This is a genomic window from Burkholderia sp. AU28863, from assembly GCF_002223195.1.
GTDB lineage: Bacteria > Pseudomonadota > Gammaproteobacteria > Burkholderiales > Burkholderiaceae > Burkholderia > Burkholderia sola.
The window spans coordinates 272,317-295,275 of sequence record NZ_NKFE01000005.1; the positions used below are offsets into that span (position 1 = coordinate 272,317).

At 68.7% G+C, this 22,959-nt stretch carries 23 protein-coding genes and 1 pseudogene; 12 read left to right on the forward strand and 12 right to left on the reverse strand.

The window, feature by feature from the left end; all coding sequences use genetic code 11:
* Positions 1 to 177: 177 nt before the first annotated feature.
* Positions 178 to 508 (forward strand): annotated as a pseudogene (locus CFB81_RS17765) (zinc ribbon domain-containing protein); the annotation flags it as partial.
* Positions 509 to 521: 13 nt separating this feature from the next.
* Here the strand turns inward: CFB81_RS17765 and CFB81_RS17770 are convergent.
* Genes CFB81_RS17770 through CFB81_RS17795 form a run of 6 tightly spaced genes read right to left on the reverse strand, consistent with a single transcriptional unit; the run spans position 522 to position 6,306 of the window.
* Entirely contained in the window at positions 522 to 1,673 is a 1,152-nt protein-coding gene (locus CFB81_RS17770) for an FAD-binding oxidoreductase (RefSeq protein ID WP_089436031.1), read from the reverse strand.
* Positions 1,666 to 3,108 carry an NAD(P)/FAD-dependent oxidoreductase gene (locus tag CFB81_RS17775; RefSeq protein WP_089436032.1) on the reverse strand — a complete coding sequence of 481 codons (1,443 nt, stop codon included), beginning with the start codon at positions 3,106 to 3,108 and terminating at the stop codon, positions 1,666 to 1,668. Before CFB81_RS17775 ends, CFB81_RS17770 begins: the two co-directional genes overlap by 8 nt.
* The gene (locus tag CFB81_RS17780) at positions 3,105 to 3,452 is read right to left on the reverse strand and encodes a (2Fe-2S)-binding protein (RefSeq protein ID WP_089436033.1); all 348 of its coding nucleotides are present in this window, start codon (positions 3,450 to 3,452) and stop codon (positions 3,105 to 3,107) included. Before CFB81_RS17780 ends, CFB81_RS17775 begins: the two co-directional genes overlap by 4 nt.
* Entirely contained in the window at positions 3,452 to 4,246 is a 795-nt protein-coding gene (locus tag CFB81_RS17785) for an ABC transporter permease (RefSeq protein ID WP_089436034.1), read from the reverse strand. Before CFB81_RS17785 ends, CFB81_RS17780 begins: the two co-directional genes overlap by 1 nt.
* Entirely contained in the window at positions 4,243 to 5,223 is a 981-nt protein-coding gene (locus tag CFB81_RS17790) for an ABC transporter permease (RefSeq protein WP_069618861.1), read from the reverse strand. Before CFB81_RS17790 ends, CFB81_RS17785 begins: the two co-directional genes overlap by 4 nt.
* Entirely contained in the window at positions 5,224 to 6,306 is a 1,083-nt protein-coding gene (locus CFB81_RS17795; protein WP_089436035.1) for an ABC transporter ATP-binding protein, read from the reverse strand.
* A 294-nt stretch (positions 6,307 to 6,600) separates the two neighbouring features.
* On the opposite strand from CFB81_RS17795, the gene CFB81_RS17805 reads away from it, so the two are divergent.
* The 4 genes from CFB81_RS17805 to CFB81_RS17820 all read left to right on the forward strand — a co-directional run bounded on the left by CFB81_RS17805 (position 6,601) and on the right by CFB81_RS17820 (position 10,084).
* A complete protein-coding gene (locus tag CFB81_RS17805) occupies positions 6,601 to 7,506 on the forward strand; it encodes an IclR family transcriptional regulator (RefSeq protein ID WP_089436036.1) in 906 nt (301 codons plus the stop codon).
* Between the two features lie 271 nt (positions 7,507 to 7,777).
* Entirely contained in the window at positions 7,778 to 8,524 is a 747-nt protein-coding gene (locus CFB81_RS17810; protein ID WP_089436037.1) for an SDR family oxidoreductase, read from the forward strand.
* A gap of 152 nt (positions 8,525 to 8,676) precedes the next feature.
* Positions 8,677 to 9,543, forward strand: a complete 867-nt coding sequence (locus tag CFB81_RS17815) for a DJ-1/PfpI family protein (protein WP_089436038.1) — start codon at positions 8,677 to 8,679, stop codon at positions 9,541 to 9,543.
* 67 nt (positions 9,544 to 9,610) lie between these two features.
* Positions 9,611 to 10,084, forward strand: coding sequence for an SgcJ/EcaC family oxidoreductase (locus tag CFB81_RS17820; protein ID WP_069618856.1), 474 nt, complete (start codon positions 9,611 to 9,613; stop codon positions 10,082 to 10,084).
* Positions 10,085 to 10,188: 104 nt separating this feature from the next.
* Here CFB81_RS17820 and CFB81_RS17825 read toward each other — a convergent pair whose 3' ends face one another.
* Together CFB81_RS17825 and CFB81_RS17830 are read right to left on the reverse strand one after the other, a co-directional pair.
* Positions 10,189 to 11,136 (reverse strand): GlxA family transcriptional regulator, encoded by a 948-nt coding sequence (locus CFB81_RS17825; RefSeq protein WP_089436039.1) that lies wholly within the window; start codon positions 11,134 to 11,136, stop codon positions 10,189 to 10,191.
* Between the two features lie 161 nt (positions 11,137 to 11,297).
* The gene (locus tag CFB81_RS17830; protein ID WP_069618854.1) at positions 11,298 to 11,819 is read right to left on the reverse strand and encodes a GNAT family N-acetyltransferase; all 522 of its coding nucleotides are present in this window, start codon (positions 11,817 to 11,819) and stop codon (positions 11,298 to 11,300) included.
* 235 nt (positions 11,820 to 12,054) lie between these two features.
* Here CFB81_RS17830 and CFB81_RS17835 point away from each other — a divergent pair, with 235 nt between their 5' ends.
* Positions 12,055 to 12,438, forward strand: a complete 384-nt coding sequence (locus CFB81_RS17835) for a hypothetical protein (RefSeq protein ID WP_089436040.1) — start codon at positions 12,055 to 12,057, stop codon at positions 12,436 to 12,438.
* 166 nt (positions 12,439 to 12,604) lie between these two features.
* Here CFB81_RS17835 and CFB81_RS17840 read toward each other — a convergent pair whose 3' ends face one another.
* A complete protein-coding gene (locus CFB81_RS17840) occupies positions 12,605 to 13,462 on the reverse strand; it encodes a helix-turn-helix transcriptional regulator (protein WP_089436041.1) in 858 nt (285 codons plus the stop codon).
* A gap of 95 nt (positions 13,463 to 13,557) precedes the next feature.
* Here CFB81_RS17840 and CFB81_RS17845 point away from each other — a divergent pair, with 95 nt between their 5' ends.
* Positions 13,558 to 14,451: an SDR family oxidoreductase gene (locus tag CFB81_RS17845; RefSeq protein WP_089437050.1), complete on the forward strand. Its 894-nt coding sequence runs from the start codon at positions 13,558 to 13,560 to the stop codon at positions 14,449 to 14,451.
* A 59-nt stretch (positions 14,452 to 14,510) separates the two neighbouring features.
* Here CFB81_RS17845 and CFB81_RS17850 read toward each other — a convergent pair whose 3' ends face one another.
* The 3 genes from CFB81_RS17850 to CFB81_RS36600 all read right to left on the reverse strand — a co-directional run bounded on the left by CFB81_RS17850 (position 14,511) and on the right by CFB81_RS36600 (position 16,892).
* Positions 14,511 to 15,890, reverse strand: a complete 1,380-nt coding sequence (locus CFB81_RS17850; RefSeq protein ID WP_069618850.1) for an FAD-containing oxidoreductase — start codon at positions 15,888 to 15,890, stop codon at positions 14,511 to 14,513.
* 181 nt (positions 15,891 to 16,071) lie between these two features.
* Entirely contained in the window at positions 16,072 to 16,650 is a 579-nt protein-coding gene (locus CFB81_RS17855; RefSeq protein WP_089436042.1) for a hypothetical protein, read from the reverse strand.
* Positions 16,651 to 16,697: 47 nt separating this feature from the next.
* On the reverse strand, positions 16,698 to 16,892 hold the full coding sequence (locus CFB81_RS36600) for a hypothetical protein (protein WP_256976240.1): 195 nt from the start codon (positions 16,890 to 16,892) through the stop codon (positions 16,698 to 16,700).
* Positions 16,893 to 17,006: 114 nt separating this feature from the next.
* On the opposite strand from CFB81_RS36600, the gene CFB81_RS17865 reads away from it, so the two are divergent.
* The 5 genes from CFB81_RS17865 to CFB81_RS17885 all read left to right on the forward strand — a co-directional run bounded on the left by CFB81_RS17865 (position 17,007) and on the right by CFB81_RS17885 (position 22,941).
* Entirely contained in the window at positions 17,007 to 17,645 is a 639-nt protein-coding gene (locus CFB81_RS17865; protein WP_027805824.1) for a LysE family translocator, read from the forward strand.
* Between the two features lie 418 nt (positions 17,646 to 18,063).
* The gene (locus tag CFB81_RS17870; protein ID WP_089436043.1) at positions 18,064 to 18,852 is read left to right on the forward strand and encodes a DUF3348 domain-containing protein; all 789 of its coding nucleotides are present in this window, start codon (positions 18,064 to 18,066) and stop codon (positions 18,850 to 18,852) included.
* A gap of 10 nt (positions 18,853 to 18,862) precedes the next feature.
* On the forward strand, positions 18,863 to 21,670 hold the full coding sequence (locus CFB81_RS17875; RefSeq protein WP_089436044.1) for a DUF802 domain-containing protein: 2,808 nt from the start codon (positions 18,863 to 18,865) through the stop codon (positions 21,668 to 21,670).
* Between the two features lie 3 nt (positions 21,671 to 21,673).
* Positions 21,674 to 22,318, forward strand: coding sequence for an OmpA family protein (locus CFB81_RS17880; RefSeq protein ID WP_069621492.1), 645 nt, complete (start codon positions 21,674 to 21,676; stop codon positions 22,316 to 22,318).
* On the forward strand, positions 22,315 to 22,941 hold the full coding sequence (locus tag CFB81_RS17885) for a DUF2894 domain-containing protein (RefSeq protein WP_089436045.1): 627 nt from the start codon (positions 22,315 to 22,317) through the stop codon (positions 22,939 to 22,941). Before CFB81_RS17880 ends, CFB81_RS17885 begins: the two co-directional genes overlap by 4 nt.
* Positions 22,942 to 22,959: the final 18 nt, after the last annotated feature.

Consider the following 22,959-nt stretch of genomic DNA (forward strand, 5'->3'; position numbering starts at 1 on the left):
CAGCTTCTTCCACGGGTTAAGATCACCGGTATGGTTCTTGTCTACAGCTACCGGGTGAAGTCGCTCGACGGTTTGCTGAACGAGCCGCGTAGAGAACTACGTCTGGAACCTCTGCAACGACACGCGGAAGCATGCGCTCAAGTGGAACAAGAGGTGATCGACGGATTCGACTTGAATGGGCTCGTGTCGGCCACGAAACTCGCCAATACCAGGATGGCGAAAAGCGTCTACGACGCGTTCTGGTCGTCTTTCCGGGACAAGCTCTGCTACAAGGCGATTACGCACGGAGCCACGTTCAAGAAAGTCGAAGGAAGCGGTTTCTACCCAGTCTTGCTCGGCGTGCGAATCGAAAGACAGCACGACGCGGCTGAAAGGTATCGCAGGACTGCGAATAAGAGAGTGAGCTTGCTGTAGATGTGGTGTCGCACATTATCGTGATACCAATGCTGCGCTGATCATTCTCCGATGCGGACGTGCATCGCCAGCTGTGGGAATCCTTCGCCTTTAGGCGCAGGGGGACGTCAATTTTGGATCTCCTCTTGACGGAAAGGGGCGGTCGGCGCGGCTTGCGGGAAGAAGCGGCCGATCGAGAATGCATCGAGTGCCGTGACGGTTTCGCCGGTGGTGACGAGATCGGCGAGCACGTCGCCGACGCCCGGCGCGAGCAGGAAGCCGCCGCCGGAAAAGCCGAACGCATGCAGCAGATTCGGCGTCGTCCGGCTCGCGCCGATGATCGGGTTGTGGTCGGGCGTGCAGCCTTCGACGCCGCTCCACGTGCGGATCAGCAGTGCGTCGCGCAGCGCGGGCAACAGCGCGCACGCATCGCGCATCACCGCGCGCGTCGTGTCGACCGACGGCTGGCCGAACTCGCCATCGCCGCGGCCTCGGCCGCCGCCGATCACGCAGTTGCCGCGCGCGACCTGGCGCGCATAGACACCGCCGCCGTACACGCCGAGGTTGTGCGTGATGAATGGCGGCAGCGGTTCGGTCACCCACATGTTCGGGTAGATCGGCTCCATCGGTACGGCCTCGCCGAAGCGTTCGGCGATCGTGTTCGCCCACGCGCCGGCCGAATTGATCAGCCACGTCGCGGTGTGCGCGCGGCCGCCCGCCTGCAAGTGAAAACGTGTGCCGTCGTGATGAACCGTGTCGACAGCAGTGTGCTCGAACACGTCCGCGCCCGCCGCGCGGGCCGCGCGCGCGAACGCGGGCGACACGAGGCGCGGGTTCGCATGGCCGTCGGTTTCGCACAGTGAGCCGCCAAGCGCCGCGCGGCCGAGCCACGGGTAGCGGCGGCGGAACGCGTCGCCGCGCATCAGCCGCAGCGGCAAGCCGTGTTCGCCGGCGAGCACGGCGTATGCGTCGAGCGCGTCGAGGTCGGCGTCGCTGCGTGCGAGCCGCAAGTGGCCGGACACGACGAATTCGCCGTCGATGCCGATCAGCTCGGGCAGGCGATCCCAGATGCGCCGTGCACGCAGCGCGAGCGGCAATTGCTCGACCGGGCGGCCCTGGCAGCGCACGCCGCCGTAGTTCACGCCGCTCGCCTGCGCGCCGCAGTCGCGCCGCTCGAACAGCCCGGTGCGCAGTCCGCGGCGCGTGAGCGCGAGCGCGGCCGACGCGCCGACGAGGCCGCCACCGACGATCGCGACGTCGTAATGCCGGATCTCACTCATCGCGCGCCTCGTCGGGAATCGCCGCGACGTCGTCGCCCGCGAGCGCCGCCGAGATCGGAAACGGCTTCACGGGTGGTTGCGCACGCAACCGGCCGACGTCGGCGAGCGGCCGGCCGGTTTCGACGGCCAGCACGAGCGCGGCCGCGTCGCCGCACATGCGGCCCTGGCAGCGGCCCATGCCGACGCGGGTCAGCGCCTTCAGCCGGTTCAATTCGGTCGCCGCGCCGTCGCGCACGCAGCGGCGCAGCGTGCCCGCGTCGATCTCCTCGCAGCGGCACACGATCGTGTCGTCGGGGCAGCGGGCAACCTGTTCGGCCGGCGGCGCGAACGCCGCCTCGAGGCCCGTGCGGAATGCGCCGATGCGGGCGAGCGTGCGGTCGAGCGCCGCCGCGCCGGGCTGGCCGGACGGCGAGCGCGATGCGATGCCGGCATCGTCGAGCAGCGCGAGCGCCGCACGCCGGCCCGACGCTTCGGCCGCGTCCGCGCCCGCGATGCCCGCGCCGTCGCCGGCGACGTAGATGCCACGTACCGACGTGCGACCGGCCGCGTCGCGTTCGGGCAGCCACGCGCGATTGAGCGGGTCGAATTCGAACCGGCAGCCGGCGAGATCGGCGAGCTGCGTTTCGGCGCGCAGGCCGAAGCCGAGGCCGAGCGCATCGCAATCGAGCAGGCGCGGCGACGCGGGCTGTGCGTCGTTGCCGGCGGTGCGCCATGCGAGCCCCGTCACGTGCTGGTCGCCGAGCACGCGCTCGAGCGTGACGCCCGTTTCGATCGGGACGCCATGCGCGCGCAGCCAGCCGTTGTAGTAGAGCCCTTTCGCGAAGATCGACGGCATGCGCAGCAGCGCGGGCGCGGCGGCGGCCTGGCGGCGCAGCGGGCTCGTGTCGAGGACGGCCGCGACGTGTGCGCCGGCCTTCGCATACTGGTAGGCGACGAGGTAAAGCAGCGGCCCGGTGCCCGCGAACACGATGCGTCGGCCGATCGCACAGCCCTGCGCCTTCAGCGCGACCTGCGCGCCGCCGAGCGTATAGACGCCCGCGAGCGTCCAGCCCGGCACGGGCAGCGTGCGATCGGTCGCGCCGCTCGCGACGATCAGGTGCGAGTACGGCACCGTCACTTCGCGGCCGTCCTGCAGCGTGTCGACGCGGCCCATGCCGCATGACCACGCAAGCGTGTTCGGCCGATAGTCGACGTGCGGCAGCAGCGCGGCCATCGTCCGGTGCACCGCGTCGGCCTTCGCGGCCTCGAAGCCGTACAGCGTGCGCTTGCCGCGCACGAACGCGGCGTCGGCCGGCGGTTGACGATAGATCTGTCCGCCCCAGCGCGCGTTCTCGTCGATCACGACCGGGCGCAGCCCGGCGTCGACGAGTGCCTCGGTCGCGCGCACGCCGGCCGGCCCCGCGCCGACGATCACCGGTTGCAGTGCGGCGCTCACGATGCGTCTCCGGTCGCGGCCGGTCGGGCGGTCGTGAGAATCCGCATGCCTTCGGCGATCGGCGTCGAGCACGCGCGCACGCGCGCACCGGCTTCGGTGCGCACCCAGCAGTCCTGGCACGCGCCGATCAGGCAGAACCCCGCGCGCGGCTGCCCGCTGAATTCGCTGACGCGCACGCGACGCTGCGCGACGAGGATCGCGGTGAGCACGGTGTCGCCGGCAAGCGCGTGCGCGGCGCGGCCGTCGAGCGTGAACGTGACGGCGGCGCGCTCGCGTTCGGCAATGCGCACGAACTGCGCGCCGTCGTCCGCGATGCCGGTGGAACGGGAAACGGGAGTCGTCATCAATGTTGGCCGATCAGGATGCGGTTCAGGCCGTACACGCGATCGAGCAGCAGCATCGCGCCGGCGGTGATGAAGATGACGAGCGCCGATACCGACGCCATCATCGGGTCGATCGATTCGGTCGCGTACATGTACATGCGCACGGGCAGCGTGACCGTCTGCGGCGACGTGACGAAGATCGACATCGTCAGCTCGTCGAAGCTGTTGATGAACGCGAGCAGCCAGCCGCCGGTGATGCCGGGCACGATCATCGGCAGCGTGATGCGGCGGAAGGTCGTCCACGGGTCCGCGCCGAGCGAACACGCGGCCTGCTCGATGCTGCGGTCGAGGCCCGCGACGGACGCGAGCACGAGCCGCATCACGAACGGCGTGATGACGATCATGTGCGCGAGCACCAGCCACGCGAACGAGCCGGTCGCGCCGATCAGCGCGAAGAAGCGCAGCAGCGCGATGCCGAGCACGAGACCGGGGATCACGAGCGGCGACAGCAGCAGCCCGTTCAGGAATGCGCGACCGGGAAACGTCGCGCGGCCGATCGCGAGGCCGGCCGGCAACGCGATCGCGAGCGACAGCGTCGCCGACGCGAATGCGAGTTTCACGCTGTTGACGAACGCGGTGACGAAGTCGGGATAGTCGAGGATCGCGCGGAACCAGCGCAGCGACACGCCGCGGGTCGGCAGCGTCAGCGTTTCGTCGGGCGTAAACGCGACCAGCACGACGATCGCGAGCGGCGCGAGCACGAACAGGATCACGAGCGTGTGGAAGGCAAGGGCGAAGGGGCCGTTCTTTCTCATCGCGATGCGCCTCCGAGGCTGCGCGCGTAGCGGCGTTCGAGCACGCGGTAGTAGGTGAGCATCACGACGAGGTTCGCGGCGAGCAGCAGCACCGCGATCGTCGCGCCGAGCGGCCAGTTCAGCGAGCCGAGGAATTCGTCGTAGACGGCCGTGGCCGCGACCTTCAGCCGACGGCCGCCGAGCAGGCCCGGAATCGCGAACGCGCTCGCCGACAGCCCGAACACCATCAGGCTGCCCGACAGCACGCCCGGCATCAGTTGCGGCACGACGATGCGGCGCAGCGTCGTGAACGGCGACGCGCCGAGCGACAGCGCCGCGTGTTCGGTCTGCGGATCGAGCCGCTGCAGCGCGGTCCACACCGGAATCACCATGAACGGCAGCATCACGTGCACCAGCGCGATCACGATCGCGAACGTCGTGTATTCGAGCTTGTACGGCCCGAGGCCGACGAGCGCGAGCGCCTGGTTCACGAGGCCGCTGGTGTTCAGCAGCATGCTCCAGCCGAACGCGCGCACGACCACCGACACGAGCAGCGGCGCGAGAATCGCGAGCAGGAACAGCGAACGCCACGGGTCGCGCATCTTCGACAGCACGTACGCCTCCGGCGTGCCGATCGCGACGCAGATCGCGGTCGTCAGCGCGGCGATGCCGAACGTGCGCGCGAAGATCGTGTGGAAGTACGACGAGCCGAGCACTTCCGCGTAGTTGCCGAACTGGAACGCGGCGATCGGGCCGGTGGCCGGGTCGAAGCGGTAGAACGTCAGCACGAACGTCATCGCGAGCGGCACGAGCACGAGCGCGGCGAACAGCGCGAAGGCGGGCGTGCACATCAGCCACAGCGGCGCGTGGGCGCGCCAGCTCGCGCGCGGCGCGTGGCCGCCGACGGCGCGCGGCGACATTGCGTCGGCGGCTGCCGGGGCGGCCGCGAGCCCGGCCGGCGCGCCGTCGGTCGAGAGCGGGCGGGAAGGCTGTCCCATTCAGGCCTCCCGGCGCATCACGCGCACGGCGTCGCTGTGCCAGTCGATGCCGACCGGCGCGCCTTCCGCGAGCGGCTCCGCGCCTTCGTTCTGGCAGCACACGAGCACTTCGCCGAGCGCGCTGTCGACGCGGTACAGCCACTGGCTGCCGAGGAAGAATCGGCTCGTGACGGTCGCGGCGAAGCGGCCGGCGTCGGGCGCGCACAGTCGCAGCTTCTCGGGGCGGATGCAGACCGACACCGCATCGCCGACGCGCATGTCGCGCTCGCGCGGCGGCAGGTGCGCGGTGTGGCCGGTCTCGGCGAGATCGTGCCCGAGGTCGATGCGGATCGCGTGGCCGTCGTGCGCGACGATGGTGCCGGGCAGCAGGTTCGCCTTGCCGATGAACTGCGACACGAAATGATTCTCCGGGCGCTCGTACGCGCGGTACGGCGTATCGGTCTGCGTGATGCGGCCGGCCTCCATCACGACCACGCGGTCGCTGATCGACAGCGCTTCCGACTGATCGTGCGTGACCATGATCGTCGTCGTGCCGATCTTGCGCTGGATCGCGCGCAGCTCGAACTGCATGTCCTCGCGCAGTTTCGCGTCGAGGTTCGACATCGGTTCGTCGAGCAGCAGCACCGGCGGCTCGATCACGACCGCGCGCGCGATCGCCACGCGCTGCCGCTGGCCGCCCGACAGTTCGCGCGGAAAGCGGTGCGCGAGCGCGTCGAGCCGCACGAGCGCCAGCGCCGCGCGGATGCGCTCCGCGCGCTCGGCCTTGTCGACGCCGCGCATGTCGAGGCCGAAGCCGACGTTCTCCGCGACGCTCATGTGCGGAAACAGCGCATAGCTCTGGAACACGATACCGAGCCCGCGGCGGTTCGGTTTCAGGTGCGTGATGTCCTGCCCGTCGAGCGCGATGCGCCCGCGCGTGACGTCGACGAAGCCGGCGATCATCTGCAGCGTGGTGGTCTTGCCGCAGCCGGACGGTCCGAGCAGCGACACGAATTCGCCTTGCTCGACCGACAGGTTGACGTCCGCGACGGCGGTGAGCTCGCCGAACGTTTTCGTCAGATCCGTAAGCGTGAGAAACGACATGGGGAGCTCCGGGTTCGCACACCGCATGGCCGGTGCGCCGATGACGCGGACTCTAGCCAGCCATATTTCGGAGCGTCAATTTCGAATTCTGCTGAACGGGATGAATTTCTGAAAAATTCCATTCAATGGAATGAACGCGAAAATCGCCCGCGAATCGTTCCGGTGGATGAAGGGCGGCCGACCGGTGAAATGCGCGCGTCAATCCCGTGCACACCCGGATGCCCGCGGATTTTCGGCCGGACGACAATCGGGTCTATCGTATTCCGTTCAATGAAATCGTCGAGGAGAGCCGGCATGCAGGAACCCCATTCGACCGGAACGTCGCCGGCCGCACGGACGCCGCGCCCGGACGAGGACGCCGCCGACCCGGCCGACCCGGCCGATGCGGCCGGTGCGCCGGGCACCGGCATGCTGCAGCGTGCGTTCGCGATCCTGCGCGCGCTGGCCGGCATGCAGCAGGACGGCGTGCGTGTCACGCATCTGGCGAAAGCCGTCGGTCTCACGCAGGGCACCGCGCACCGGATCCTGCAATCGCTGATCGCCGAAGGGATGGTCGAACAGGACGAGCAGTCGAAGCTGTACCGGCTGAGCGTCGACTTCTTCGCGCTCGCCGCGCTGGCCGGCAACCCGAGCAGCATGCGCACGCTGTGCCGGCCCGCGCTGCTGCGGCTGTGCGCGAGCCTCGGCGAAACCATCTTCCTGCTTGTGAAGAGCGGCTTCGACGCCGTGTGTCTCGACCTGTGCGAAGGGCCGTTTCCGATCCGCTCGTTTACCGGCGACATCGGCGGGCGCATCGCGCTCGGCGTCGGGCAGGGCAGCCTCGCGATCCTCGCGTTCCTGCCCGAGGCCGAACGCGAGGAAGTGATCCGTTTCAACGTGCCGCGCATCCGCGGCTACGGCGTGCTCGACGAGGTGTATCTGCGCACCGAGATCGAACGCGTGCGGCAGCTCGGCTACGCGGGCCGCAACAGCGGCGTGCTCGACGGGATGGCCGGCGTCGCGGTGCCGATCCTCGATCGCACCGGTTATCCGGTCGGCGCGCTGAGCGTCGGCACGCTCGCGTCGCGGCTCGGCGACGACCGGATGCCGATGGTCGTCGAACTGCTGCGGCGGCAGGCCGATGCGATCGGGCCGCGCACCAATCCGTTCGACGCCGCGTTGCGGCGGCCGATGCACGGGTTATCGGGGAAAACCGTGTAGCCGCGTCGCGCGCTGCCGTTTCATTGGTTCGCTTGCGCAAGCCATTCCCGTCCGGTCAAGGCGCGCAGGGTCCAGTGGCCCTGCGCGCTTTTGTTTTTTAGCGGCGCCGCTTGCACAACTCGAATGACGTTTTTCGAGGGTTATACGACCTTTGAGACATCTGCCTCCCGTTCCATACTGCACGTGAACGATCAAGCCGGAACAAGCACGCGACCACCACCGCGTGTCGCGTATCAGGCCTGCTCACTCATCACATGAAAAGGAACGGAAGATGCGACTCAAGGGTAAATCGGCGTTGATCACGGGCGGCACCAGCGGTATCGGTCTGGCCACCGCGAAGCTGTTCATTGCGCAAGGCGCGCGCGTCGCGGTGACGGGGCGCGACGAAGCCGTATTCGAGCGCGTGAAGGCGGAGCTCGGCGCGCATGCGATCGTGCTCAAGGGCGACGTACGATCACTCGACGACATGCGCGCGATTGCCGCCGAGGTCGACGAGACGTTCGGCGGCCTGGACGTCGTGTTCGCCAACGCGGGCTGGGCTTTCCCGTCCGCCGTCGACGACATCGACGACACGCTCTACAACGACATCATGGACGTCAACGTCAAGGGCGTGGTGTTCACGCTTCAGGCAGCGCTGCCGTACTTGCGCGAAGGTTCGTCGGTGATCCTCAATACCTCGTTCGTCGATCAGACAGGCAAGCATGGCATCTCGTTGACCGCGGCGGCGAAGGCCGCCGTGCGATCGCTGGCCCGCAGCTGGTCGTATGAATTTCTCGACCGGAAAATCCGTTTCAACGCAATCGCGCCCGGCCCGATCGATACGCCGCTGCTTTCCAGGTGGGGCAAGCCCGACGAATGGGTGCGCGACCGCAAGGCCGAATTCGCGGAAGCGAATCCGGCGGGCCGCATGGGCACGGCCGACGATATCGCGTACGCGGCGCTTTATCTGGCCAGCGACGAATCCTCGTACGTCATCGGCACCGAGCTGGTCGTCGACGGCGGTGCGTCGCAGCTTTAAGCCGGCGCGTCACGCTTCCCGAGGCCGGCACGTCGTCCCGGCTCATCCTCATTCCGATTTCACGTCCGCCACGCCGTTCGCGGTGGCGGTTATTCGATCCGGCCCGGCGGGGTTGCGCTCGCCCATGGGCCGAAGTGCAAGGAGCAATCATCTTGACCGACAGTAGCGATAACCATGCCTCTGCCAAGCAACTCACGCGGGCAGGCCGGTCGCGCCGCGATGTCCTGAAGTTCGGCAGCGCCGCCACGCTCGGCGCCGTGCTGGGCGGCGGCGCGTTGCTCGCGCACGCCACGCCTGCGCCGGCGCAGGCGCAGGCGCAGGCGGGCAGCGCCGGGCTGCTCGCGCCGAACGCGCCGCTCGACATCCTGATCGTCAACTACGACGGCGGCACGCTGCTCGACTTCGCGGGCCCCAGCGAGATTTTCCACCGGCTGCCGAATACGAACGTTCGCTATGCGAGCCTCGATGGCGGCAACGTGACGCTCGAATTCGGCGTCGTGTATGGCAAGACCGAACGGCTGGCCGACATCGACAAGACGGACGTGATCCTCGTGCCCGGCGGCTCCGATTTGTCGGCGCCGATGCGACCGGCGTATCAGGCGCAGATCCGGCGTCTGGCGGAAAGCGCGAAACACGTGACGTCGGTGTGCAACGGCTCGCTCGTGCTCGCCGCGACGGGCGTGCTCAACGGCAAGCGCAGCGCGTGCCATTGGGCGTTCGTCAACAAGCTGGCCGAATACGGCGCGATTCCCGTTCCCGATCGCTTCGTCGAAGACGACGACGGCCGCTTCATGAGCGGCGGCGGGGTGACGGCAGGCATCGACTTCGCGCTGCGCGTGGCGGCGAAGCTGCGCGGCCGGCAGGCTGCCGAATACACGCAACTCGTCGTCGAATACGATCCCGACCCGCCGTTCCACTCCGGTCATCCGCGAGACGCACGGCCCGAACTCGTCGCGATGGTCGACAAGAAGCTGCCCGGCGCATCAAAGGGACTCGCACGCGTTCCCGGCGTCCGCTGACGCGCTTGCCGGCGACGCGTGCAGCGTCGCCGCCTCTTCAATTCAAACCCGATTCGGAATTCATTCGATGCGACAGATTCATCTTTGTACGGCTGCGCTCGCAGCGTGCGTGTCCTTTTTTGCATTCACGGCGCCGGCTGTCGCCGGCGGTGCGCAACGCCTGCCGGAAGCGGCCATCAAGGCCGAAAACGCGCGATGGGCGGATGCGTTCGCGCGAGGCGACTACGACGCGATAGGTCGCCTCTATACCGACGACGGCGCGCTCCTGCCGCCGGGAGGCGACAAGGTCATCGGCCGCCGCGCGATCACCGACTACTTCACGAACGGATATGCGGGATCGAAGCCCGGCACCGTATCGTTCGGCAACTACGAGTTCTACGGTGATGACCGGGTCGTGACGGAGGTATCGGATGCGGAAGTTCGCGACGGTGACGGCAAGCTCAAGGTCCGCGCGAAGCAGACGCTCGTCTTCCTGAAGCAGGGCGGCACGTGGAAGCTGCATCGCGACATGTGGAACGCTTACCCGAGCGTCAAGGATTGACGACGATTATCGACGTCCGGCGAAATGGCGCGTGGCGTAGCCGCGCGCCAATCACCCGTTGGCGAGACGTCGACCCGGCAGCGCGCTGATCGGCCGGCGGTCGGTCAGCGCGCTGCGTTCGATCTGCTCTCGCGTCGAATCGCTTGCGGCGGATGCCCGAGCAGCTTGATGAAGGCGCGGCGCATCCGTTCCGGATCGGTGAAGCCGACCGCCAGCGCAATCTGCTCGATCGGTTCGCTGCCGCCCTGCAGGCGCAGCCTCGCGGCTTCGACGCGCAGGCGCTCGACGGCCCTCGCGGGCGTTTCACCGGTTTCCCGGCGAAAGGCGCGCCCGAACTGCCGCACACTCAGGCTTGCCGCATCGGCGAGCCGCTCGACCGGCAACGTCTCGGCCAGATGTTCCCGCGCGAAATTCAGCGCGATGCGGATGCGATCCGATTCCGGCTCCATCTGCGACATCGCGGAGAACTGCGACTGCCCGCCGGGCCGCCGATACGGAACCACCAGCAGCCGCGAGACCTCGCGCGCAATCTCCGTGCTCATGTCTCGTTCGATCATGCCGAGCGCGAGATCGATGCCGGACGCGATGCCCGCCGACGTCCAGACGCGGCCATCGACGACATAGATACTGTCGCCGTCGACCCGCGTGCGAGGGAAGCGCGACTGCAACTGCGCGGCGTAGCGCCAGTGCGTTGCCGCTCTCAAACCGTCGAGCGCGCCGGTTTCAGCAAGCAGAAATGCACCCGTACACACGCTTGCGACGCGCGACGCCTTGGCGGCCAGTTTGCTCGCGGCGGCGATATTGTCCGATGTCTGCATCGGCGCGATATTGCCGCCGACGAACACGACGGTGTCGAACGCACGCCTTCCGATCGGCTTCGTGTCGATCGAAAGGCCGGTATTGCCGGGAATCGGGCCGCCGGATGGCGAGACGACGTGAAGATCGTAGGGTGTGTGGCCGGCGGCCGTGGCGACTTGATTGAAGGCCGACAATGGTCCCCCGAGATCGAGCGCATCGTAGCCGCGGCAAACGAAGAATCCAATTCGATGCATGACGAAGCGATTGATCGATAACCCCGGAATGGCGGATTTTACCGGGGGACCGTCGAATTGTGTCGTTTGACTCGAAACGAGGGAAAAACGTCGTTTACGCCGTCGTCGATCAACTGTATTCGTGGGTGTCGCACCGATGCGGTGTCGACAGGAAGCGACGATCAGCGACGGTAGATGAACTCCAGATCGGTCGATTCGCCGACCTTGAAATCGTACGTACCGACACGTTTGAAACCCGCCTTCTCGTAGAACGCGATGGCTTTCGCGTTGCCCGACCACACGCCCAGCCATACCGGGCCGGGGCGCGTCGCGGCGAGATACGCGAGCGCGGTGTCGAACAACGCGCGTCCGGCGCCGGTTCCCTGCGTGCCGCGTCGCAGGTAGATCTGATGGATCTCGCCCGAGCCGTCAGCCACTTCCGGGTGCGGCAGCTTGCACGGCCCCGCGTGCGCATACCCGACCAGCGTGCCGCCGTCGCCTTCCGCGACCCACGTGCGGCACTGCGGGTCGCCGAGCTGCTTCGTGATCGCTGCCACCGAGTAGGTGCGGGCTTCGTACTCGGCCAGATCGTCCGGTGGGTAGTCGATGCCGAATCCGTCCTGCAGAAAGGTTTCGCGAAACGTATCGCGCTTCAATTCGGCAAGCGGGACGGCATCGGCCAGGGTTGCAACGCGGATCAACATTGAGCTTTTCTCGGTTCGGTGTCGGGCCGACAGTTTATCGCGGGCGATGTCGAGCAGACGCGTCGGCGCGATCCGGCGGGAAAGCGCCGATTTTGCAGCGCAGCGAAACGCGGAGACGCTTACCCTGCCGCGCACGTAACCAACCGAAACCTCCGGTGCGGCAATCATGCGGATGCCGATGGTTGACTGCCGTCGGACATGCTAGGATTTCCGTCAAACAACTCCGGAGACTGCGATGCCGTTCATCTGCGAAAACGTCGAATGTCGTGCCGTGCTGGCTCGCGGGCAGGTCAGGCACCATCAGGAGGGTGCGGGCTGGTGCTTCTACTGCCCGGACTGCAACACCCGAAACGAGTTGATGAATGTCGGCACGGTCAGCGGCCCTGTCGAGCTGGTTCAGCCGGAGCGGGCCAGCCCGCCGCACAAGGTCGTCGCGACGGCCCGACCGCTGGATGACGGCCGATACGCGGCGCAGTTGAGCGTCCAGCGGGCGCTCGCCGTGAAAGGCACCTACGCGGCCGAAGAGCACTGGGATCAGCTCGGCGTATTCGGCGACGCGCAGGAAGCCGTCGCGCATGCGAAGTCTTTCGCCACGGATTTGCTGCAGCGCGCGGCATAGTCGGCACTTTCCGCGAGCGAACGAGGGGCGTCGCGCATTCGTGCGCGACGCCCCTTTGCGTTTTTCGCGCACGTTCGTCAGGGGGCGATATCGAATCGGAAGGATTCCTGCCTGATCCGCTGATACGTGCCGCTCTGAATCAGGCGCGCGAGAAAGCCGTGCGCGGTTACACAGCCGGCGCCTGCGCCGCGCGGGCCTGTTCGCGGGCCGCGACGAGTTCCCGGATCCGCGCGCGGTCGGCCGGCGTGACCGGCGTGAAGATCACGAGGCTCAGGTCCGGGCTGCCGGCGACCGAGAATGCCGAGTATTCAAGCGCGATCCGGCCGGCTTGCGGATGGCGAATCTCCTTCGTGCCTTCGTCGTGCGTACGGATATCGTGGTCGCGCCACATCGTGTCGAATTCGGCGCTGGTCGCGCGCATTTCGTCGACGAACGCCTGCACGCTCCGGGTCGCGCCGCTGCGCGCGACGTCCGCACGAAACGCGCCGACCGCGAACCGCGCGACGCGCTCCCAGTTCGGCTGTGCATGGCGCACGCCCGCGTCGACGAAGATCAGCCGCAGGATGTTGCGCGCGGCCGGCGGCAGCGTCGCATAGTCGGTGAGCGTCGCGGCCGCCGCGTCGTTCCACGCGGCGACGTCCCACGTCGCGGTGCGGATGATCGCGGGGCTCGCGTCGAGCGAATCGAGCACGTGCTGCAGGCGCGGCGTCACGCTGGCCGGCGCGTGATAACGCACTTCGGGCGGATGGCCGACGCCGAGCAGGAACAGGTGCTCGCGTTCGGCGTCGTTGAGCATCAGCGCGCGGGCGAGCCGGTCGAGCACGTCGGCCGACGGTGCGCCGCCGCGGCCCTGTTCGAGCCACGTGTACCACGCGGCGCTCACGTGCGCGCGCTGCGCGACTTCCTCGCGCCGCAGGCCAGGCGTGCGGCGGCGCGTGGCCGGCAGCCCGAGCGCGGCCGGGTCGAGTTTCTCGCGGCGGTCCCGCAGGTACGCGCCGAGCAGATTGTCGGGAGCGTCAGCCATATCCTGTTAGTTCGTTTACTAGTAAACCGTCACGACTTCACCGCGAGCGGCCATCGACAGATAGTAAGCCTCCATTTCATCCGGAGGTGCTGAACATGCGTGTCTTTGTTACGGGAGCGTCGGGATTCGTCGGCTCGGCCGTCGTCGCCGAACTCGTGGCCGCCGGGCACTCGGTGCTCGGGCTCGCGCGGTCCGATGCGGCCGCGGCGGCGGTCGCCGCGGTCGGGGCCGACGTCCATCGCGGGTCGCTGGAGGATCTCGACAGCCTGACGCGCGGCGCAGACGCTGCCGACGCGGTGATCCACACGGGATTCAATCACGATTTCTCGCGCTTCGCGCAGAACTGCGAACTCGACCGCCGCGCGATCGAGACGATCGGCGCGGTACTCGCCGGCTCGGCGCGGCCGCTCGTCGTCACGTCCGGCCTTGCGCTCGTCGCGCCCGGTCGCGCGGCGACGGAGGACGATCCGCACGTGCCGGTGTCGGCGCACTATCCGCGCGCATCGGAAGCGACCGCGGTCGCGCTCGAGGCGCGCGGCGTGCATGCGTCGGTCGTGCGCCTGCCGCCGTCCGTGCACGGCGACGGCGATCACGGCTTCGTGCCGCGCCTGATTGCGTTCGCGAGGGAGAAGGGCGCATCGGCGTTCGTCGGCGACGGCGCGAACCGCTGGCCGGCCGTGCACCGGCTCGACGCGGCGCGCGTGTACCGGCTCGCGATCGAACGCGGCGCGGCCGGCGCGCGCTATCACGCAGTCGACGATACGGGCGTGCCGTTCCGCGAGATCGCCGAGGTGATCGGCCGGCGGCTGAACGTGCCGGTCGTCGCGAAGTCGGCGGCGGAGGCCGGCGAGCACTTCGGCTGGTTCGCGATATTTGCGGGGATGGATGCGCCCGCAACCAGCGAGCGCACGCGGGCATCGCTCGGCTGGGCGCCGACGCAGCCGCGGCTGCTGGCCGATATCGACCGGCCGCGGTATTTCGAAAGCTGACGGGCGGCGCGCGCCGTGGCGAACACCTCTCCACGTCGCGGCCGCCCGCCTGCCGTGCGTCACTCGACCGGATGCAGGTCCTGCAGCAGCGTCGGCAGCAGCTCCGACACGGTCGGGTGGATATGCATCGCGCGGCTGATCGTCGTGTACGGCGCGCCGGCGGCCATCACGTCGAGGATCCCGTGCACCACTTCGTCGCCGGTCACGCCGAGGATCGACGCGCCGAGGATCGCGTGGTTGTCCGCGTCGACGATCACCTTCATGAAGCCCTGGCTCTCGCCTTTCTCGACCGCCCGCCCGACGCGCGTCATCGGGCGCGTGCCGACCAGCAGCCGGCGGCCCGTCTGCTTCGCTTCCGCGAGCGTCATGCCGACGCGGCCGAGCGGCGGATCGATGTACATCGCATAGGCCGTGATGCGGTCGGACACCTTGCGCGGATCGTCGTCGAGCAGGTTCGCCGCGACGATCTCGTAGTCGTTGTACGCGGTGTGCGTGAACGCGCCGCGCCCGTTGCAGTCGCCGAGCGCCCAGACGCCGGGCACGTTGGTGCGCAACTGTTCATCGACGGTGATGTAGCCGCGCGCGTCGGTGTCGATACCCGCGCGGTCGAGCCCCAGATCGTCGGTGTTCGGCACGCGCCCGACCGCGAGCAGCAGGTGCGAGCCCGCGACTTCGCGGCCGCCGCCCGCGCAGTCGAGGCCGACGACGATGCCGTCGCCGTCGCGGCGCGCGCTCAGGCAGTTCGCGTCGAGCTGCACGTCGATCCCTTCCTTTTCGAGGATCTCGCGCACGGCCTGCGACACGTCTTCGTCCTCGCGGCGAATCAGGCGTGTGCCCTTCTCGACGATCGTGACCTTCGAGCCGAAGCGGCGGTACATCTGGCCGAATTCGAGCCCCACGTAGCTGCCGCCGACGATCACGAGATGGTCGGGCAGGAAGTCGACGTCCATCATCGTCGAGTTGGTCAGGTACGGCACCGAGTCGAGGCCGGGCATCGCGGGCACCTGCGCGCGTCCGCCGACGTTGATGAAGATGCGTTCGGCTTCGAGCACGTCATCGCCCACGCGCACCGCGTTCGCGCGTTCGAAGCGGGCATGACCCTGAAAGACGGTCGTGTTGTCGAGGCCGCGCACCCATTGCTCGACACCGTGGTTCGAGCGGCCCGAGATCTGGTCCTTGCGCGCCTTCACCGCTTTCATGTCGACGGTGACGGGGCCGCCGACCGACACGCCGTATTCGCCGGCGCGTCGTGCAAGCTGCGCGGCGTACGCGCTCGCGATCAGCGTCTTGGTCGGGATGCAGCCGGTGTTCACGCAGGTGCCGCCGAAGCGGCCGCGCTCGACGATCGCGACTTTCATGCCGGCGCCGGCGAGCCGCGCGGCGAGCGGTGGCCCGGCCTGGCCGGTGCCGATGACGATCGCGTCGAAGTGTTGCGTCATGACGTCCTCCTGTGCGGGGGCAACGAGGAAAGGGGCAGGCGCAAGCCGCATGCCGTGCCGGCGGTCGCGCGGGCGACGAGCGCCTATGGTAGACCTGTTGGCCGGACGCCGCGAGCGGCGGGCGGACCGCGCGTCGCGTTGAAAACCGGCACCGCCGCGGGCGTGGATGCGTACCGGGCGGCTAGTCGTTGCGTTTCCACTGCCCGAACGACACCGGCCGGTGCGCGTCGGCCCGCGTGACGGTGACGTGGTCGGGCTTGTCGTCGAGCGGAAACGATTCGGTGACGATCCGGTTCGAAAAGAGCCAGCCGCGCGTGCGCGGGTCGTAGCGGAACGTGATGTAGTCGGTCCAGTGCTGCCCGCACGCGACGAAGTTCTGCACGGTGAAATAGCGGCCCTTCACCGACAAGCCGTTGTCGGCCGCGTCTTCAGGATCGAACGGATCGCACTGGCCGCCTTCGTTCGCGCGCAGTACGACCTGGTCGTTGCGCGTGGCGAGCCGGTAGGCGTGGTCGGCCTGTTCTTCATAGATCAGCAGCGGGCGCGGCGACGGCTGGTCGCGCGTGTCGACCGCACGATGCACGACGACGAGAAAGCTGTGCCGTCCGTTGTCGAGATCGGGGCCGGCTTGCGCGAGCAGCGGCTGGTAGCCGGGTGGCAATTGCGCGGCGATCGACTTCGGCAGGGTGTCGGCGTGGGCGCCGAACGAGAGGGCCGCGAGCAGCGGGAGCAGCAGGATGGAAAGGCGAAGAGCGCGCATGGCGGGCGGTCCGGTCGAAAAGATGAATGGGGATCAGCCGCGCGGCGTTACAGATCGCGCCCGGGAAATTCGGTGCCAGACGCCGGATTTCGGAGCGCATAGTCCTGGAATTCGACGCTGACGGTCGGGCCCGCGACATACTCGCGAAAGATCGCTGCGACGGCGGCGGCAGCGTCGGGATGGCGGGCGGCGCGGATTTCGATCATGGGGCGGCGCGGAATGACGGGAAAGAGGGCCAGCATAGCAGCGCACGGCCGCTTTCGGCCATGCGCGAAGCGTGCCAGAATCGGCGCTCCGACCGTCGGAAACGACACGCAGGCGCCGGCGCAGCGGCGTCGCTGATCAAGGAGACTTCGATGACCGCATCGGCTGCCGTACTTGCCATCCTGGCTGCGCTGTTTCTCGGCGCGATGATTCCGGGGCCGAGCTTCGTGCTGGTGGCCCGCAATTCGATCGGGCTGTCGCGCCGCGACGGGCTCGCCACCGCGCTCGGCATGGGGATCGGCGGCATCGTGTTCGGCGGCGTCGCGCTGGCCGGGCTCTACACGCTGCTGCAGGCCGTCGAATGGCTGTATGTGGGCCTCAAGGTCGCGGGCGGCGTGTACCTGATCTACATGGCGTCGAAGATCTGGCGCGGCGCCGACCGGCCGATCGCGATGGACGATCCGCAGGCGATGGCGGGCGGCAGCGCGCGCAAGTCGTTCTGGACCGGCCTCACGACCCAGCTCAGCAACCCGAAGACGGCGATCTGGTACGGCAGCATTTTTGCGGCGCTGCTCCCGCAGCATCCGCCGCTGTGGTGCTACCTCGTGCTGCCGCCGCTCGTGTTCGCGGTCGAATTCGGCTGGTACACGCTCGTCGCACTGTGCTTTTCGACGCGCCGGCCGCGCGAACTCTACCTGCGCGCGAAGAAATGGGTCGACCGCATCGCGGCCGGCGCGATCACGCTGCTCGGGCTGCGGCTGATCCTGAATGCGCCGAAAGCGGGGATCTGAGCGCTTCTTTATCGGCATGTGGCGGCGGCCGGCCATGGCCGTCGCCGGTTAGCGGCGAAAACCGCCCCGGCCGCTCGCCCGAGCGCGCGCCGGCGTCCCGAATTCCATGATTACCGGTTCATCGTTCGGCCATGGTCGGGCGCGTCTTGCGGAATGCCCGCACCCGTCGCGGCGGCTCGGCCCCTTCGTCGGTCATGCCGGGTCGGCACTGCACACACACGACGCATGACTTCCCGATGGCGCGGCCGCTCGCCGGCCGCCGCCGACCGTGTTTCCCGCCCCTCCCACCGCCCGCCGAGCCTTGCGTGACGGGCGTTCCCGTCTGTCGCGCGGCACGCCGGACCGCGCCGCTTCCCCGATTCTGGCGGTCCAGCGCCCGACGACGTGTAAACTGCTGCCTTTTTTGACGGTTTGCAGCATGGTGCAAGCATCTCCGCGCCCGGCGTTGAGCGGTCCGACGCTCGTCCGGCTGCTCGCGCGCCTGGCCGATGCCGACGTCGCGGAATCCCGGCAGACGCTGTCCGACCGGCTGAGCCAGTGGCTCGGCTGGACCGACGCGATCACGCTGTCGTCCGCGCTGAATGCGAGCCCGCCGGGCGTCGCGGCCGGCGTGCGCGGCTACGACGCCGAGCGCGACTGCGCGCGGGTGCGCCACGACCTCGCGCAGGCGATCACGGCCACCAACCGGCAGCGGGCGCGGCGCCGGCCCGGCGATCTGCCGGCGCCGGCCGCCGACACGGCCGATTTCGCGGATTTTCGCCAACGTTATCTGACCCTCCAGCAGGACATGGAAACGGCGATCGGCCAGTTGCGCGGCCGCCTGCGCGTCGCGCTCGCCGCGCGCTCGTCCGGGATGGCGCGGCTCGCGACGCTCGACACGATCATGGAGCGCGTGCTCGGTGCGCGCGAGCGCAGCCTGCTGTCGGCCGTGCCCGCGCTGCTCGGCACGCGCTTCGCGCGGCTGCGCGACGCGGAGCGGCAGGCGCTGGCCGAGGCCGAAGCTGCGGTCGCTGCTGCGCCCGACGCCGCCGACGCATCGGCTCCGGCCGATGAAGGCCCGGTGGCCGATACCCCGACCGTCGCGGCGATCGTGCCCGGCGCATGGCTCGATACGTTTCGCGACGAGATGCAAAGCATCCTGCTTGCCGAACTCGAAGTCCGGTTTCAAACGGTAGACGGGCTGCTCGCGGCCCTTCGCACCTGCTAATCAACACGCTATGTCCAGAATTCGCCTTGATCTCGTTGTCTTCGTCGCCGGTCTGCTCGCTGTGGGCTGGATCGGTGCCGGCTATGTCGCGTCGAACCCGCTGGCGGCGGCCGTCACGCTGCTGATCGGCGCGTGCTACGTCGCCGGCGCATGGGAGCTGCTGCGCTACCGGCAGGCGACCGCCACGCTGTCGCGCGCGGTCGCCGGCCTGACCGAGCCGCCCGCGAAGCTCGACACGTGGCTCGACACGCTGCATCCGGGCCTGCGCGGCGCGGTGCGCGCCCGCGTCGAAGGCGCGCGCGTCGCGCTGCCGGGCCCGGCGCTCACGCCTTACCTCGTCGGCCTGCTGGTGCTGCTCGGCATGCTCGGCACGCTGCTCGGGATGGTCGTCACGCTGAAGGGCACGGGCGCCGCGCTCGAAAGCGCGACCGATCTCGATGCGATCCGCGCGTCGCTGATCGCGCCGGTGAAGGGGCTCGGGTTCGCGTTCGGCACGTCGATCGCCGGCGTCGCGACGTCCGCGATGCTCGGGCTGTTGTCCGCGCTCGTGCGCCGCGAGCGGATCGACGCGGCCCAGCAGCTCGACGCGAAGATCGCGACGACGCTGCGCGTGCATTCGTCCGCGCACCAGCGCGACGAATCGTTCCGGCTGCTGCAGCGGCAGGCCGACGTGATGCCGGCGCTGGTCGACCGGTTGCAGACGATGATGACGACGCTCGAGGCGCGCAGCGTCGCGTTGCACGATCGTCAGCTCGAAAGCCAGCAGGCGTTTTTCGACCGGACCGAGCGGGCGTATGCGGGCCTGGCGTCGAACGTCGGCGATGCGCTGAAGGAAAGCGCCGCCGAAAGCGCGCGCGTGGCCGGCGCCGCGTTGCAGCCGGTCGTCGCCGCGACGATGGCGGGGCTCGCGCAGGAGATGGCCGCGCTGCGCGATACCGTGACGGGCGCGGTGCAGCGTCAGCTCGACGGGCTGACGGACGGCTTCGAGAAGACCACCGGCAACGTGACGGCTGTCTGGAACCGCGCGATCGACGAACAACGTCAGGCGGGCAACGCCGTCGCGCAGCAGTTGCAGACGACGCTCGGCCAGTTCACCGACACGTTCGCGCAGCGTTCGTCGGCTCTGCTCGACGGCGTCGCGGCGCGTCTCGAATCGACGGAAGGCCGCCTGTCGGACGCATGGCGCGACGCGCTGGCGCGCCAGGAGCAGGTTGGCGAGACGCTGGCCGGCCAGCATGCGCGCGCGCTGGGTGAGGCCGCCGCGACGTTCGAACGCCATTCGGCCGCGACGCTCGCCGCGATGCAGGAGTCGCATGCCGGTCTGCAATCGCAACTCGCCGCACGCGACGAAGAGCGTCTGTCGGCGTGGAACGATTCGTTGGCCGCGATGGCCGCGAAGCTGGGCGACGAATGGCAGCGTGCGGGCGCGCATAGTGCGGGCCGTCAGCAGGAAATCTGCGACGCGCTGGCGCAAACGACGCGTGACCTTGCTGCACAGGCGTCGACGTTCGAACAACGCTCGAACGACCTGCTGTCGACGATTCGCGATTCACACACCGGCCTGCAATCGCAGCTGGCGGCACGTGACGAAGAACGTCTGTCGGCATGGAACGATTCGCTCGCCGCGATGGCTGCGAAGCTCGGCGACGAATGGCAGCGTGCGGGCGTGCATAGTGCGGGCCGTCAGCAGGAAATCTGCGACGCGCTGGCGCAAACGACGCGTGACCTTGCTGCACAGGCATCGACGTTCGAACAACGCTCGAACGACCTGCTGTCGACGATTCGCGATTCGCACACCGGTCTGCAATCGCAGCTGGCGGAACGTGACGAAGAACGCCTCGCTGCGTGGAACGACTCGCTGGCCGCAATGGCCGCGAAGCTCGGCGAAGAATGGCAGCGCGCGGGTGTGCACAGCGCGGGCCGTCAGCAGGAAATTTGCGACGCACTCGCGCAAACGACGCGCGATCTCGCCGCACAGGCGTTGACGTTCGAACAACGCTCGAACGACCTGCTGTCGACGATTCGCGATTCGCACACCGGCCTGCAATCGCAACTGGCGGCACGTGACGAAGAACGCCTCGCTGCGTGGAACGATTCGCTCGCGGCGATGGCCGCCGCGCTGCGCGACGAATGGGCGCAGACGAGCGCGCAAGCCGCCGCGCGCCAGCAGGACATCTGCGACACGCTGACCCGCACCGCGAACGACATCACCGCGCAGGCGCAGGTGCACGCAAGCGACACGATCAACGAAATCTCGCGCCTCGTGCAGGCCGCGTCGGAAGCGCCGAAGGCCGCGGCCGACGTCGTCGCCGAGTTGCGCCAGCGCCTGTCCGACAGCATGGTGCGCGACACCGCGATGCTGGAGGAACGCAGCCGCCTGCTCGCGACGCTGGAGACGCTGCTCGGCGCGGTCAACCATGCGTCGACCGAACAACGCACCGCAATCGACGCGCTCGTCAGCACGTCGGCCGACCTGCTCGATCGCGTCGGCGCGCGCTTCAACGACACCGTCGACGCCGAAACGCGCAAGCTCGATTCGGTGGCCGCGCAGGTCACGGCCGGCGCCGTCGAAGTGGCGAGCCTCGGCGATGCGTTCGGGATGGCCGTGCAGGTGTTCGGCGAATCGAACGACAAGCTGCTGACGCATCTGCAGCGCATCGAGGCCGCGCTCGAGAAATCGCTCGCGCGCAGCGACGAACAGCTCGAGTACTACGTCGCGCAGGCGCGCGAGGTGATCGACCTGAGCGTGATGTCGCAGAAGCAGATCGTCGAAGACCTGCAGCAGCTCGCCGGCCGGCGAGCACCCGTCGGAGCGTAACGCATGCACGACGAAATCGACGGCGGCGCGCAATCGGCGCCGGTGTGGCCCGCGTTCGCCGACCTGATGTCGGTGCTGCTCGGCGCGTTCGTGCTGATCCTCGTCGGCGTGATCGGCATGCAGCTCCAGCTCACGTCGAAGCTCGAGGAAGCGGTGCGCGCGCGCCAGCTCGAGGCGCAGCAGCGCAAGTCGCTCGAACAGGCGCTCGCCGGGCCGCTCGCGGCCGGCCGCGTGACGCTCGTGAACGGGCGCATCGGCATCAGCGGCAACGTGCTGTTCGCGCTGAACTCCGACCAGTTGCAGCCCGCGGGCCGCGACCTGCTGAAGACGCTGGCCGGCCCGCTCGCCACATACCTGAAGACGCGCGACGAGATCCTGATGATCAGCGGCTTCGCGGACGACCAGCAGGTGCACGCCGGCAACCGCCTGTTCGCGGACAACTGGGAACTGTCGGCCAAGCGCGCGCTGACGGTGACGCGCGCGATGATCGATGCCGGCGTGCCGGCGTCGTCGGTGTTCGCGGCCGCGTTCGGCTCCGAGCAGCCGGTCAGCTCGAATGCGGACGACGAAGGCCGCGCGAAGAACCGCCGCGTGGAGATCGCGCCGGTGCCGCGCAAGTCGGCGTCGAACGGAGGAAAGGCAAAGTGACGGGCGACGCGACGCAGGTGCGCGCGACGCTCGACGCCTGGCGCGAGCAGGGCGCCGACCGGCTCGATCCGGTGCGCTTTCACCGGATCGACGCGCTCGAGAAGCGCGCGGCCGTACTCGATGGCGACGCGCGTGCGTTGGTCGATGCGCGGCTTGCAACGCTGATCGAAGGGTTTGCGGAGATCGTCGCGCGCGCCGGTGAAGCCGAAGCTACGCGCGAGACGGTGGAGGCCGCGGCAGGTGCGCCCGCGCGTGGCGCGCTTGCCGCGCTCGTCGCAGGGCTCGGCCGCGATGCGCAGGCCGACCGGCGCGGGATCGATCCCGAACTGGTCGACTACTTCCGCGCGATGTGGTCGAAGGTCCGCACCGAACAGCAGTATCGCCAGTCGCTCGACCAGGTGCCGCGCAACGCGGGGCCGCTCAATTCGAACAGCCTCGTGCACCGCTCGCTCGCGACGATGCGCGAGCTGTCGCCGGAATACCTGCAGCAGTTCCTGTCGTACGTCGATGCGCTCGCATGGCTCGAGGATCTCGCGGGCGGCGGCACGCAGCCCGAGAAGGAAGCGCCGCGCGCGAAGGCGGCCAAACCGGCGAAAAAGACGACGCGCGCCAAGGCGCGATAACGCCACGGCGCACGCGTT

Coding starts and splice junctions, on each gene's coding strand:
- CFB81_RS17780 (WP_089436033.1), bottom strand. CDS start 3,452: ATGACGACTCCCGTTTCCCGTTCCACCGGCATCGCGGACGACGGCGCG.
- CFB81_RS17820 (WP_069618856.1), top strand. CDS start 9,611: ATGCGACAGATTCATCTTTGTACGGCTGCGCTCGCAGCGTGCGTGTCC.
- CFB81_RS17825 (WP_089436039.1), bottom strand. CDS start 11,136: ATGCATCGAATTGGATTCTTCGTTTGCCGCGGCTACGATGCGCTCGAT.
- CFB81_RS36600 (WP_256976240.1), bottom strand. CDS start 16,892: ATGCTGGCCCTCTTTCCCGTCATTCCGCGCCGCCCCATGATCGAAATC.
- CFB81_RS17855 (WP_089436042.1), bottom strand. CDS start 16,650: ATGCGCGCTCTTCGCCTTTCCATCCTGCTGCTCCCGCTGCTCGCGGCC.
- CFB81_RS17785 (WP_089436034.1), bottom strand. CDS start 4,246: ATGAGAAAGAACGGCCCCTTCGCCCTTGCCTTCCACACGCTCGTGATC.
- CFB81_RS17875 (WP_089436044.1), top strand. CDS start 18,863: ATGTCCAGAATTCGCCTTGATCTCGTTGTCTTCGTCGCCGGTCTGCTC.
- CFB81_RS17840 (WP_089436041.1), bottom strand. CDS start 13,462: ATGGCTGACGCTCCCGACAATCTGCTCGGCGCGTACCTGCGGGACCGC.
- CFB81_RS17850 (WP_069618850.1), bottom strand. CDS start 15,890: ATGACGCAACACTTCGACGCGATCGTCATCGGCACCGGCCAGGCCGGG.
- CFB81_RS17770 (WP_089436031.1), bottom strand. CDS start 1,673: ATGAGTGAGATCCGGCATTACGACGTCGCGATCGTCGGTGGCGGCCTC.
- CFB81_RS17805 (WP_089436036.1), top strand. CDS start 6,601: ATGCAGGAACCCCATTCGACCGGAACGTCGCCGGCCGCACGGACGCCG.
- CFB81_RS17870 (WP_089436043.1), top strand. CDS start 18,064: ATGGTGCAAGCATCTCCGCGCCCGGCGTTGAGCGGTCCGACGCTCGTC.
- CFB81_RS17830 (WP_069618854.1), bottom strand. CDS start 11,819: ATGTTGATCCGCGTTGCAACCCTGGCCGATGCCGTCCCGCTTGCCGAA.
- CFB81_RS17810 (WP_089436037.1), top strand. CDS start 7,778: ATGCGACTCAAGGGTAAATCGGCGTTGATCACGGGCGGCACCAGCGGT.
- CFB81_RS17880 (WP_069621492.1), top strand. CDS start 21,674: ATGCACGACGAAATCGACGGCGGCGCGCAATCGGCGCCGGTGTGGCCC.
- CFB81_RS17835 (WP_089436040.1), top strand. CDS start 12,055: ATGCCGTTCATCTGCGAAAACGTCGAATGTCGTGCCGTGCTGGCTCGC.
- CFB81_RS17795 (WP_089436035.1), bottom strand. CDS start 6,306: ATGTCGTTTCTCACGCTTACGGATCTGACGAAAACGTTCGGCGAGCTC.
- CFB81_RS17845 (WP_089437050.1), top strand. CDS start 13,558: ATGCGTGTCTTTGTTACGGGAGCGTCGGGATTCGTCGGCTCGGCCGTC.
- CFB81_RS17865 (WP_027805824.1), top strand. CDS start 17,007: ATGACCGCATCGGCTGCCGTACTTGCCATCCTGGCTGCGCTGTTTCTC.
- CFB81_RS17790 (WP_069618861.1), bottom strand. CDS start 5,223: ATGGGACAGCCTTCCCGCCCGCTCTCGACCGACGGCGCGCCGGCCGGG.